The sequence below is a fragment of the Enterococcus sp. VV15 genome, from assembly GCF_005236045.1.
GTDB lineage: Bacteria > Bacillota > Bacilli > Lactobacillales > Enterococcaceae > Enterococcus_B > Enterococcus_B durans.
Genome location: NZ_QPTY01000041.1, coordinates 1 through 12,346, shown reverse-complemented (window position 1 = coordinate 12,346; position 12,346 = coordinate 1). Strand labels below are relative to the sequence as shown.

Annotated in this window: 10 protein-coding genes, 9 tRNA genes and 1 rRNA gene; 3 read left to right on the top strand and 17 right to left on the bottom strand. The window is 36.9% G+C overall.

Translation table 11 applies throughout. The features are described from left to right. Window positions 1–21: 21 nt before the first annotated feature. Together DVW83_RS12485 and DVW83_RS12480 are read right to left on the bottom strand one after the other, a co-directional pair. Window positions 22–366 (bottom strand): hypothetical protein, encoded by a 345-nt coding sequence (locus DVW83_RS12485; protein ID WP_137239436.1) that lies wholly within the window; start codon window positions 364–366, stop codon window positions 22–24. A gap of 110 nt (window positions 367–476) precedes the next feature. Beyond that, window positions 477–1,898 carry a helix-turn-helix domain-containing protein gene (locus DVW83_RS12480; protein WP_104661144.1) on the bottom strand — a complete coding sequence of 474 codons (1,422 nt, stop codon included), beginning with the start codon at window positions 1,896–1,898 and terminating at the stop codon, window positions 477–479. Window positions 1,899–2,142: 244 nt separating this feature from the next. Between DVW83_RS12480 and DVW83_RS12475 the strand changes: the two genes are divergently transcribed. The 3 genes from DVW83_RS12475 to DVW83_RS12465 all read left to right on the top strand — a co-directional run bounded on the left by DVW83_RS12475 (window position 2,143) and on the right by DVW83_RS12465 (window position 4,391). Next, a complete protein-coding gene (locus DVW83_RS12475; RefSeq protein WP_224784490.1) occupies window positions 2,143–3,576 on the top strand; it encodes a helix-turn-helix domain-containing protein in 1,434 nt (477 codons plus the stop codon). A 256-nt stretch (window positions 3,577–3,832) separates the two neighbouring features. Then, window positions 3,833–4,108, top strand: coding sequence for a DUF2089 family protein (locus DVW83_RS12470; RefSeq protein ID WP_104661142.1), 276 nt, complete (start codon window positions 3,833–3,835; stop codon window positions 4,106–4,108). After that, the gene (locus tag DVW83_RS12465; protein WP_137239434.1) at window positions 4,101–4,391 is read left to right on the top strand and encodes a hypothetical protein; all 291 of its coding nucleotides are present in this window, start codon (window positions 4,101–4,103) and stop codon (window positions 4,389–4,391) included. Before DVW83_RS12470 ends, DVW83_RS12465 begins: the two co-directional genes overlap by 8 nt. A gap of 62 nt (window positions 4,392–4,453) precedes the next feature. Here the strand turns inward: DVW83_RS12465 and gor are convergent, their stop codons facing one another. From gor to rrf, 15 genes are all read right to left on the bottom strand, one after another. After that, window positions 4,454–5,800, bottom strand: coding sequence for a glutathione-disulfide reductase (gor, locus tag DVW83_RS12460; protein WP_104661140.1), 1,347 nt, complete (start codon window positions 5,798–5,800; stop codon window positions 4,454–4,456). Window positions 5,801–5,965: 165 nt separating this feature from the next. Continuing rightward, a complete protein-coding gene (locus DVW83_RS12455; protein ID WP_005881157.1) occupies window positions 5,966–7,207 on the bottom strand; it encodes a peptidase U32 family protein in 1,242 nt (413 codons plus the stop codon). Between the two features lie 18 nt (window positions 7,208–7,225). Next, window positions 7,226–8,149: a peptidase U32 family protein gene (locus tag DVW83_RS12450; protein ID WP_104661139.1), complete on the bottom strand. Its 924-nt coding sequence runs from the start codon at window positions 8,147–8,149 to the stop codon at window positions 7,226–7,228. A gap of 187 nt (window positions 8,150–8,336) precedes the next feature. Next, on the bottom strand, window positions 8,337–10,817 hold the full coding sequence (locus DVW83_RS12445; RefSeq protein ID WP_104661138.1) for an ATP-dependent Clp protease ATP-binding subunit: 2,481 nt from the start codon (window positions 10,815–10,817) through the stop codon (window positions 8,337–8,339). A 6-nt stretch (window positions 10,818–10,823) separates the two neighbouring features. After that, the gene (locus DVW83_RS12440) at window positions 10,824–11,291 is read right to left on the bottom strand and encodes a CtsR family transcriptional regulator (RefSeq protein ID WP_005881164.1); all 468 of its coding nucleotides are present in this window, start codon (window positions 11,289–11,291) and stop codon (window positions 10,824–10,826) included. A 142-nt stretch (window positions 11,292–11,433) separates the two neighbouring features. After that, window positions 11,434–11,507, bottom strand: a tRNA-Arg gene (locus DVW83_RS12435). A 60-nt stretch (window positions 11,508–11,567) separates the two neighbouring features. After that, window positions 11,568–11,641 (bottom strand) — tRNA-Pro (locus DVW83_RS12430). 18 nt (window positions 11,642–11,659) lie between these two features. After that, window positions 11,660–11,733: transfer RNA gene (locus DVW83_RS12425), tRNA-Arg, on the bottom strand. Window positions 11,734–11,743: 10 nt separating this feature from the next. Continuing rightward, window positions 11,744–11,829: transfer RNA gene (locus DVW83_RS12420), tRNA-Leu, on the bottom strand. Window positions 11,830–11,844: 15 nt separating this feature from the next. Continuing rightward, a tRNA-Gly gene (locus tag DVW83_RS12415) sits at window positions 11,845–11,916 on the bottom strand. Between the two features lie 10 nt (window positions 11,917–11,926). Continuing rightward, a tRNA-Thr gene (locus DVW83_RS12410) sits at window positions 11,927–11,999 on the bottom strand. A 17-nt stretch (window positions 12,000–12,016) separates the two neighbouring features. Next, window positions 12,017–12,098: transfer RNA gene (locus DVW83_RS12405), tRNA-Leu, on the bottom strand. 8 nt (window positions 12,099–12,106) lie between these two features. Further along, window positions 12,107–12,179 (bottom strand) — tRNA-Lys (locus DVW83_RS12400). Between the two features lie 3 nt (window positions 12,180–12,182). After that, a tRNA-Val gene (locus tag DVW83_RS12395) sits at window positions 12,183–12,255 on the bottom strand. A 14-nt stretch (window positions 12,256–12,269) separates the two neighbouring features. Beyond that, window positions 12,270–12,346: ribosomal RNA gene (gene rrf / locus DVW83_RS16145) — 5S ribosomal RNA — on the bottom strand; the annotation flags it as partial.

Sequence of the window (12,346 nt, the reverse complement as noted above, 5' to 3'; positions counted from 1 at the left end):
CTTATCCCTTCTTTCTAAAGCTTACAGTGTATGATCACTTGTTAATATAGTAGATTTAGGAAGTGATTGGCTACTTTGCTCAGAACGCGTATGGACATTGTTGATTTTTTCCTTAAATGATTGTCGTTCTGATTGTTTGACATCCCGTTTTGTTAATTCATTCACAGGAGAATTTAGATTTCTTTCCACTTCTTTAACAGCGGTTCTTGCCTTTCGTTCTTGGTACTTTTTATAGCCCCATTTTCCTAAAGGCTTGAGCATCCAATTATAAAGGACGGTTTTAGCTATCAATCCAGCTAACTTAAGTAGTCCCCATATCCCTTTTCCTAAGCATTCCAACATTTTACAATCATATAAACTAAACATTTTTCTTCCTTCCTCTCTATAAATCATACTTTTTTTTAATGATAGACGAAAATAGTCATGATCTCATTTCTATTTTTTCAAAATTATTAAAAATTTGACGAGCCAAAAAGCTAGGAGGAATACAAGCACTCCTCAAAGTTCGTCCAAAAGATAGGTGTCGGTACTTTAGAAATTTTCAAGATCTCCGATGTGATCCGCTCAAAATTCAATGAAAGATCAGTCAAGACCAAGTCATATTTATTCACGATTTGATAGTCGATAGCAAAGATGTCTTTTTCATAAATATCGATATTTTTGAAAAAAGGATACTTGTTCAAAATCAGCTTTTTATATAGCAAGGCTATACCGACTTCTTGTGTACTTAAAACCAAAATCGACTTTTCTTGTATTTTAGGTTCGATCATTCGCAACAGTTGAGGCGATGAGATGATCAGTTCTAAAAATAAATCTTTATGTAATAATTCACTTTGCTCGATAAAATGGAGTTCAGACGTGGTTAAGGCCAGATGATAGGCCTGCCAGATCTTTGGATTCGTCGTCATCATTTTCTGATAAAAGATATCTGCATAACTTACTTTAAAGATCATCAATTCTTTATAGAAGTTAATATAGTCCAAAAAATAGTCCACTTTTCTTTTATTGACTGTGGAATCAATATTCAACAAGTAATAAAAATGCGTCAAAAATTTTTCGATTTTTGTAGGCATCGCCCCATACTCCCTTGGATCATCAGTAAATAGTAACCCAAAATACGAGCTTATGACATTAGCCACATTGACTTTATTGACGTTAAATTTATACTTTTGGTTCATCAAAGTACCGAAAACTGTATCATCGTGAATTATCTTATAGACCGTGTCAACAACTTCTTCTTTATTGATCAATTCGATTGCAGGAATAAAATGCTTATTCCCCACACGAATGATCGAAACAAAAATATAATATACGGAATAAATGATTTTTGGCGTACTAGCTGCCTTTTTTTGTGTTTTTAAGCAACGTCGCAGCAATTGATAAATGGTGTCAAAATATGTAAACTCTTTTACTCGATACATTTCTTTGAACATACTGGCAAACAGCCGCCTGATCTTCGTTTCATTGCCAACGATAACTAACTTTGTATCTAAGTCTATCTGTATATCCATCTTCTCATGTAAAAAATATGTATTGATTTTTGTTACTATACGCCGAATACTTGTTTTACTTAGGAAAAGTTCTGTAGAAATATCATTTAACGTCGGTTCAGCAATAAAGATATGTTTTAAAATCTTGACATTGATCGAACTATTCAATATTTTCACATAAATATCATCTAAGTTGATATTCTTAGGAATCCTCAAAAATGCTTCTTTATAATGATTGATTCCAATATGTGCAGGAAAGCAAGAAACATTGAAATGATCAATATCAGCAGTAATCGTTTTATCGGTTATATTTAATTTTCTCGCCAGTTCACTAATATTAGAGGATTCAATATTTAACAAATAAAGTAAGGTAATTTGCCTTTCCAGTTGCTTTTCAAGTAACCCCATATCATTTTTCTCCTCTCTTTCAGAGCTATAGATGTATCGTACAGTCAATTCCTTTATTCCTCTGGAACTTTTTTTCTATTATCATAAATTTAAGTTTTAAGTACGAATATAAATTATGATATAATTTATTTTTTTATTTTCATCAATGATAGAATCATTACAATGCAAAAAAATAAAATAATATATATACTAAGAAATGAAAGGTGGCGAAAAAAGATTTTTGCTATTTAAAAATCTAAAAAAGATGACAAAAGAACCTAGTATACTTGAAAAATCTTCTGAAAGACAAATAAAATTAGCCTTGATTCTGGGTATGTCAGATAGCGATTGTGACACCTTAGCACAACAATTAAATATCACAAAAAAAACTTTATTGAGTGATATTGTTTTTTTTAATCATACCTATTCACCGATTGCAATCAACATCGATCAATATCAAATTACCTCGTTAAACATACCAAGTGATCAGAATTTAGAAGACCTGATGAAACAAATTCTTAATCATTCAACAAATATTCAGATACTCAAACATATTTTCATAGAAGAAATAACTTTATCGAAGCTTTCAGAAACGCTGTTTTTAAGTGAAACAAGTATTCGGCGCATCATTTTAAAGATCAACACTTATTTTAAAAGTAAGAAATTACCTATAAGCATCCACATAACAACAAAACCAAAAATCATTGGAGATGAAATTTTTATCCGGCACTTTTTTTGCAGCATGTTTCGGGAGTTATATCCACCGCAACATCTCCCTCATTTTGAACACCTATTTGAAATTTTGAAACGTTATTATGAAAAAAGTAATTCTGCCACCGATATCAGTACATATAAATTGATTTTGAATAGTTATTATTTCTATATTTCACTTATCCGTATCGGGCATCATCATTTAGTAGAAGTATCTCCGACTGAAAATTGTAGTACAACCTCCATATTTTTTGATATACTACAAAAAAATACTGTCCTATGTTCAATCATCGAAAAGAATTATCAATGTAAGATCACTAGAGCAGCAATTCAAGATATCATTCGATCTGGGATATATTTGTTCGAAAATCGTGCTGACAACCATAAAAAAAATGAATGCGATCAATTACATACATTAGCGCAACGCTTTTATACTCAATTAAATATAGTTGCTCCTTTATCTACTGAAGAGAAACAACAATTGCAGGATTTTCTTCATTTCAATCAGGAGTTGCAATCGTTCAAAACAACTTACATAGAAATTCTATCCGATCTTTTAATCAAGCATTCACCGAAACTTCTAGTTGCTTACGATACAGCCATAGAAGAAGTCGGGCTTACAAACATTAAAAAGAACCATTTTCTGTATGAAGAGTTACTGCTGGAATTGATCACTTTATCCCCTCAACTATTGGCGACTTTATTTCCACATAAAGCGCATTTTTCGATCTTGATCATTTCCTATCAAGAAGAACGAATTTTATCCTTTTACAAGCAACTTTTATTAAAGAAATGGCCCGCATTACATTCAATTGATACATACAAGGGAAATATCTTCAAACTAGATTACCAAGAAATCAATCAATATGATTTAATCTTAACGGATATCGAACTAAATAAGAGTCGAATAACCACACAGATGCTAAAAATTTCTAAAGTACCTATTTCTTCTTTTTGGAACAATTTAGAAGAAATCCTTTATACCTGACACATTCGTTGGTCAAAAGAACTAGCAAAAACCTATGGATAGTATAAAAAGTCAGACAGAATAGCTCCGATAACTAATAACTAAGAAGGGATTCACAGAATTTACTTTTCAAATTTTTGTGGATCCCTTCTTAGATTTTTCTCGTTCCTTATATATCACTCCAACCTATACTTTATTTTATAATCATAACTCGCTTTTTAATTTTAATAATGTTAAATTAAAATAAATAATATTAATAAAAAGGAGAGCAAAGTAAATGGATTGGTTTTTCACTTTAGAAACTGAAGAACAAGAATTTATCAAGAAATTCTTACTCGCTTCAGGTTCCTTAAAGCAATTAGCAAAAGATTATCAAGTGAGTTATCCGACTGTCAGATTAAGATTGGATCGATTGATCGAAAAGATAAAATTATCTGAAGAAAACAATGATTCTTTTGAAATTGCAATCATGGAGATGGTTATTAATGAAAAACTATCCTTAGAATTAGCAAAAGAAATTTTAATAAAACATAAGGAGAGTAACCATGACTAATATTTTAGAGCTTTTATTGATTGTTTTCGTTATTGCTTTTCAAACGCTGTCAGGATATTTAGGAAAAAAATATTTAGGGGCTATCTTACCGGTGATTTTTAGTGGCTTAGTTGTCTATATTGTCATTAGTGGTCACTGGAATCTTTCTTTAAAAAATATTTTGATACCTTTCGTTTGTTTGATCGCGCTGATCTGTATGTATGAAGGCGGAAAAGAGTCGAAGAAAAAAAAACTCACAAAAGAATTAGAAAAAATGAAAGCAAAAGATATCCTTAAGCGATAACAATAAAAAAATACGCCACCTAACTTAGACATTCTAAAGTTAGACGGCGTGTTGCTTTTTCATTATCTCATGGTTACAAACTCTTCAGCACCTGTAGGATGGATTGCTACAGTATTATCAAAATCGGCTTTTGTCGCTCCCATCTTGATAGCTACAGCAAATCCTTGGAGCATTTCATCTACACCAACACCGATTGCATGTAAGCCAATGATTTTTTCTTCTTTACCTACACAAATCAATTTCATTTCACATTTCTGACGATAATCATTCAATGCAAAATACATAGGTGTAAAGCGGGAGCGATAGACTTTGATTGCTTCTTCTCCGTACTCCTCGAATGCTTCTTTTTCTGTCACACCGATCGTTGCAATCGGTGGATGCGTAAAGATGACCGTTGGTACCAAGTTATAGTCTAAATACGAATCATCTTTACCATTGAATAAACGTTCAGATAAACGACGTCCTGCAGCAATCGCTACTGGTGTCAATTCAATTTTCCCAATAACATCTCCAACAGCAAAAATATGGCTATCTGTTGTGTTTTGGTATTTATCAACTACGATAAATCCTTTTTCATCTAATTGGACTTGCGTATTTTCCAAGCCAAGTTTTGCCGTATTCGGTACACGACCACCAGCAAATAGGACACAATCCCCTGTCAATTTTTCACCATTTTCAAATACGACAGTATAGTCATTCTCATTTTTGATGATTTCTTTGGCTACATAGTGTGCATAGGTTTGAATCCCAGCTTCTTGGTACATCTCTACTAAGTTATCAGATAGCATTTGATCAAATGTACGTAACGGGCGTTCTTTGCGGTATGCCCACATTACTTCGCTTCCTAAGCCGCGAAAGACTCCTGAAAGCTCCGCAGCAATATATCCAGCACCTAAAACAATTGCTCGTTTTGGTAGTTCTGTCAATTCAAAGAAGCCATTTGAATCAATCGCATACTCGCCCCCAGGAATACTCATCTTGCTAGGTTTTCCGCCTGTAGCGATCAAAATTTTTTCTGCTTGATATGTTTCGCCATTTACTTCCACTGTTTGGCTATCGACAAATGATGCATATCCTTTGATTGTATCAACATGATTACTATCCAACCCACGTTGATACGCTCCATGTAAAAATTCGATGTATTTTTCACGTCGTTCAACTAATTCTTTGAAGTTTACTTTTTTTAGATCCGCTTGGATGCCATAACTTGGAGCATCTCGTTCGATCGTTTCTAAAATCGTACTTGCTTGCCACATGACCTTTTTAGGTACACAGCCGACATTTACGCAAGTGCCACCTAATTCATTTCCTTCAATCAATAAGACTCTTGCACCATGCATTCCTGCACGATTTGCTGAGGCAATCCCACCTGAACCACCACCGACGACTATATAATCATAAGTTTCCATGTTATACCTCCCGATTTAAAAAGATCCTGTCAATAATGATCCCTTAGATAACAGCTTAAACAAGCTATGAATGCTCTTTCGCAAGCTTTATCCTTACAAAAAATAAGTGTAACACGTTTTACTAAATAATAGGTTTCAAATGCTCAGCTTGTCATGCCTCCGCTATTATTTTCTTTTACGGATCATGTCACCTGGCTTAACTGGTTGAGCTACTGGCATCGTTAAGATCATCATTGGGTTAGGCGCGCGATCAATGGACTCTCCTTCATCATTATACATTACTTCCACTGGTTGGCTGAAATGTGTAAACCCTGGTCCATAAAATTCAATTTCATCGCCTACAGAAAAAAGATTTCTTTGACGGATCGTTGCAATCTTTGTTTCTGCATCATAAGACAATACTTCGCCAACGAATTTATAAACAGGGATCTTGCGACGTTCCCCAAATAATTGTTCATTTTCACTTGGTGTATTGTAGTAAAAACCAGTAGCAAGCTCTCGTTGTGCCACTTTCCATAACTCATCGATCCATTCTTGTTTACATACATAGTTATCTGGATCTTCCATGTAACTATCCACTGCTGCTTTATAGACATTCGAAACAGTTGATACATAATGGATCGATTTCATCCGTCCTTCGATTTTGAAACTATCGACCCCATTCTCGATTAACTCGGGGATATGTTCGATCATTGACATGTCGACTGCACTCATCGAAAATTCTTCTTCGATTTCTCCCGAATCAGTCAAGCTATTTCTCTCTTGACCAAATGGCATATCAAACAGTCCATATTTCCAACGGCATGATTGAGAACAGCCACCGCGGTTTGCATCACGCATCGACATGTGGTTAGACAACGTACAACGTCCAGAATAAGAAATACACATTGCACCATGAATGAACGCTTCAATTTCAATGTCTGTATTTTTACGGATCTCTGCGACTTCTTCCATTGAAACTTCACGTGCTAAGACGACACGTTCTAATCCTTCTTCTTTCCAAAATTCAAGCGTTTCAAAGTTGGTTGCAGAGGCTTGGGTAGAAAGATGGATAGGTAGACCAGGTGCTTCCGTTGCACAAATCTCGATTAAGGCAGGGTCTGAAACGATCACCGCTGAAATGCCAACATCACGCAGACTTCTAAAAAATTCTCCTGCCCCCTCTTCGTTTCCTTCATGAGTGACCATATTCGCAGCAACATATACTTTTGCATCATGTTCTTTAGCAAAAGCAACACCTTCAGCCATTTCTTCATAGGTGAAATTACCGGCACGACTCCGCAAACCATAAGCATTACCGCCAATGTACACAGCATCTGCACCATAATGGATCGCTGTTTTTAATTTTTCAAGTGTTCCTGCCGGAGCTAAGACTTCCGGACGTTTTAATTTTCGTTTTGTTGTCATTTTTCTTTTGTCTACTCCTTACTTGATGGCTTCAGGATCAATATAAAAGAAGCCTGTATCTAATTCACGATTTGTTGGATGTAATTCGTTGATTGCAGTACAAATTGCTTCAGCTTGTTCTTCATTCCATGAATCAGCAAGTAGCAAGTCTTTGGCTTTTACAAATTCTTGTGTGATCTTTACAAAATTTTCTCCTGGTGTAAATAATCCGTCTAGTTTCCATGTACGGAAGTGATGCGCATAAAGTTCACCCAATTCTTTGGAAAGATTTAGATCATTGCTTGCAAAAATATGTGTACCATGTGTATCTTCATAAATGGAATAATGTGTTTCTTCTTTTTTAGGTTCAGAAAGAAAGAGCCCTCTGTCACGGTCTGCTCGCTCCTCTTGCTTCGTAAAATGATAATAATTTTGTAAAAGTGGCCGTTTCGATTGATGGATACATGTAGCACCATACACGAGTACTTCGACAGGAATCGTCAATTTCTCTTCCATTTTTTTCATTTCTTCAAACGGAACTTCACGTGCCAGTACTGCACCAGTCGCTCCTTTTTTCGCCCAAAAGTTGATTTGTCTTGCACTAGTAACCAACGTTTCTGCATCAAATATATATGGAATACTCAATTCAGGGTATTTTTTCATTGTATAAATAATCCCAGTATCGCCCACCGTGATCTTATCGACCCCGATTTCTTTTAGAAATTTCAGGTATTCTGGAACTTTTTTCATTTTTTCAGGATGGATAATGCCATTCACCGCAATATTTGCTTGTTTGCCATATTGATGAGCCAATTCAACTAATTGGCGTTGTTCTTCTCTCGAGAATGACGCGGGTAATCTTAGGCCAAATAACTCTTCGCCAAAATATAAAGTGTCCGTCCCAGCTTCAATCAGCTCTTTCGCTTGTTCAAAAGATTCTACAGTAGTTATGATTTCGATCATTAGTTCCTCCTCCTACAACTCCATAATAGTAGCATAGCTTAAAAAACTTTCCAATACTTCTTATATTTATTGTTGGATTTTTGAAAATTTCTTCACAAGAAAAACTGCACATAATAAAAAAGAACGGCTATTATCTCTCCACGTAATGTTTACGTTAGGAGAGATAAAAAACCGCTCTTCTTAATCATTAGGATTCAATTGTTGCCTTTTTTGGTAAACGAACGTTTAAAGTGATTTTCCCTTTCGAGGCGCCCACTGTGACTTGATCCCCTAAATGGATCTCGCCACCTAGTAAAGCTTCACTTAAGCGATCTTCTACTTCTTTTTGTAGGGCACGACGGATCGGACGAGCACCATACTCAGGGTCAAATCCCGCTTTACCAATCACATCAACTGCTGCTGGTGTGATTTTCACTTGAATATCTTGGTCTTTTAATCGTTTGACGATCGCACGACTCATGATCTCAACAATCGCATGAATTTCTTCTTTGCTTAGAGAATGGAATACTACCGTTTCATCGATACGGTTCAAGAATTCTGGACGGAACGTTTTCTTCAATTCCTCTAAAATACGTTTTTGCATGGCTTTATGATCTTTTGTAATATCTTGGACATTGAAGCCAACATTCTTTTCTTCTCGAATTTGTGTCGCTCCAATATTTGAAGTCATGATCATGATCGTATTTCGAAAATCAACTTTTCGGCCTTTAGAATCTGTTAAGTGACCATCATCTAGTACTTGTAACAACAGATTGAAAACATCTGGATGGGCTTTTTCCACTTCATCTAATAGAATCACCGAATAAGGTTTTTGGCGGATTTTCTCTGTCAATTGTCCACCTTCATCATACCCAACATATCCTGGCGGTGAACCAATTAGACGACTTGTGCTGTATTTTTCCATAAATTCAGACATATCCACACGAATCAACGAGTTTTCATCGCCAAACATCACTTCTGATAATGCTTTAGCCAACTCCGTTTTACCGACACCCGTTGGTCCTAAGAACATGAATGAGCCAATCGGACGATTAGGGTCTTTCAGCCCACTACGAGCACGTCGAATCGCACGCGACACTGCCTTAACTGCTTCATCTTGTCCAACTACACGTTCATGTAGTAATGCTTCTAGTTCTAATAACCGCTGACTTTCCTTCTTTTCCAACTGTTGAAGTGGGACACCTGTCCATTCAGAAACGACAGTCGCCACATCTTCTTCAGTTACACGGTTCGCATAACCATTTTCGTGTTTTTCTTCAAGCAATAATAACTTATCTAGTTTTTTACGCATTGCTTTTTCTTGTCTGCGGAATTGAGCTGCCGTTTCAAAGTCTTGTTTCTGGATAGCTCGTTCTTTTTCTTTCACAAAAGTATCGATTTCTAACTTGACCATCGCCGATTTAGATAGATCATCTGTCTGATCTAAACGAACTTTTGCAGCTGATTCATCGATCAAATCAATCGCTTTGTCGGGTAATTGTCGGGAAGTGATATAACGTACAGAGAGATTGACAGCAGAACGTACAGCTTCATCTGTGATTTCTACATTATGATGTTCTTCATATCTTGAGCGTAGTCCGCGCAAGATTTCTTCTGCTTCCTCCGGCGTTGGTTCATCCACCTGAATACGGGCAAAACGTCTTTCCAATGCCGAGTCTTTTTCAATGTACTTTTGGTATTCATCTAAAGTCGTTGCACCGATCGTCTGTAACTCACCACGAGCTAACGCTGGTTTCAAAATATTCGAAGCATCAATTGCGCCTTCTGCTCCACCAGCACCGATCAGCGTGTGCAACTCATCAATAAATAAGATCACTTGGCCATCGTTATAAATTTCATCAATGACTTTTTTCATTCGATCTTCAAATTCACCACGATACTTTGTACCCGCAACTAATGAGCCCATATCGAGCATCATCAAGCGTTTTTCCTGCATCTCTTCAGGCACTTCACCCAAGATGATCTTTTGTGCAAGTCCTTCCGCAATAGCAGTTTTACCTACACCCGGTTCGCCCACTAATACTGGGTTATTTTTAGTACGGCGGCTAAGGATTTGGATCAAGCGTTTTACTTCTCTTGAACGTCCTACTACTGGATCTAATTTGCCTTCTTTAGCTAGTTGCGTTAAATCTCTTGCTAAAGAATCCAAAGTGGGTGTACCTTTTACAATTTGGCGCTTCTCTTGTAGATTTCGACGACGTAGCCCACCATTACGAGTATCATTTTTCAAGCCCATTTTTTGTTTCAGTGATTGGCGTACTTTCGTTAAACTGATTCCTAAATTGATCATAATACGAGCAGCCATGATGCTTTCATCCTTCAACAGACTAGACAAAATATGCTCTGTACCAACTTTTTGCGAACCCATTTTCTTTACTTCGCTATTCGCCAATGCAAATATTTGTTTCATCCTTGGGGAATATGGAAGAAATACACCCTGAGGATACGAATTGACCATCCCATAACCAATTAAATGTTCGATCTCTTCATAAATATCCGTTTCATTAAGCCCCACTTCTCGCAAGACTTTCCCTGCGATACCATTTGGTTCGAGTACTAAGGCTAACAAGATATGCTCAGAACTAACAGACTGATGTTTGAATTTTTTTGCTTCTTTTTGCGCAATTTCTAATACTTGTTGCGCTCTTTCTGTAAAAAGTTCTTCCATTTATGTTCACTTCCCATCTTCATAACTTAAACGTTCTAAAAAGGCTCGAAGAATCCTAGCACGCGTATAGTCTTCTAATTCACTAAAATTAAGTGTACTTTTAGCAATTGCACTTAACATTAAATTTCCTTCTTTTTTTGAAATCATTTGATCTTCATATAGCTTTTGGATAATCGCAAACGCATTTTTTTCACTGATTGTTTCATCAAACAGCTGATTGATTTGTTCCAGCATATGTCTTTTATCAGAAATTCTTACTTTTGCAATACGTATATAGCCTCCGCCACCCCGCTTACTTTCAACTAGATATCCACGTTGAATCGTAAATCTCGTATTGATGACATAGTTGATCTGAGAAGGAACGCAATTAAAGAGGTCTGCCATTTCAATCCTACGAATCTCAATCATTTCATTATCTTCCAAAATTTTCTTTATATAAGATTCAATTAAATCCGAGGTATTCTGATGTGCCATCTTACTCATTCCTTTGACTAATATTGACCTTAATTATAACGAATTTAATATCAGAAAGAAAGAAGAATGACTTTTCTTCATCTTTACCTTAGTATTTATTAAAATATATAAAAAAAATACGGAATAAACCATTCCGTATTAACGCGCCCAAGAGGAGTCGAACCCCTAACCTTTTGATCCGTAGTCAAACACTCTATCCAGTTGAGCTATGGGCGCATATTCAGTTCACTTAAATTATAAATCAATTTGAAAGCAAAAGAAAATAAAAACAAAAAATCGGGAAGACAGGATTCGAACCTGCGACCCCTTGGTCCCAAACCAAGTGCTCTACCAAGCTGAGCTACTTCCCGAAGATATAAAAAAGACTACGCGCCCAAGAGGAGTCGAACCCCTAACCTTTTGATCCGTAGTCAAACACTCTATCCAGTTGAGCTATGGGCGCATATTTGTAATGCCGAGGACCGGAATCGAACCGGTACGGTGATCACTCACCGCAGGATTTTAAGTCCTGTGCGTCTGCCAGTTCCGCCACCCCGGCGTATTGCTTTGGCAAAGCGGAAAACGGGGTTCGAACCCGCGACCCCCACCTTGGCAAGGTGGTGCTCTACCACTGAGCTATTTCCGCGTGGTTATGATGCCGGCTAAAGGACTTGAACCCTCGACCCTCTGATTACAAATCAGATGCTCTACCAACTGAGCTAAGCCGGCATGTGTAAATCATATAATGCGGGTGAAGGGACTTGAACCCCCACGCCGTAAGGCGCTAGATCCTAAATCTAGTGCGTCTGCCAATTCCGCCACACCCGCAAAAAATATGAGCCGTACAGGGCTCGAACCTGTGACCCTCTGATTAAAAGTCAGATGCTCTACCAACTGAGCTAACGGCTCATATGGAGGTTAACGGGATCGAACCGCTGACCCTCTGCTTGTAAGGCAGATGCTCTCCCAGCTGAGCTAAACCTCCATAAGATAATTCAAGCGTGGCGACGTCCTACTCTCACAAGGGGCAACCCCTCACTACAATCGGCGCTAAGAAGCTTAACTTCTGTGTTCGG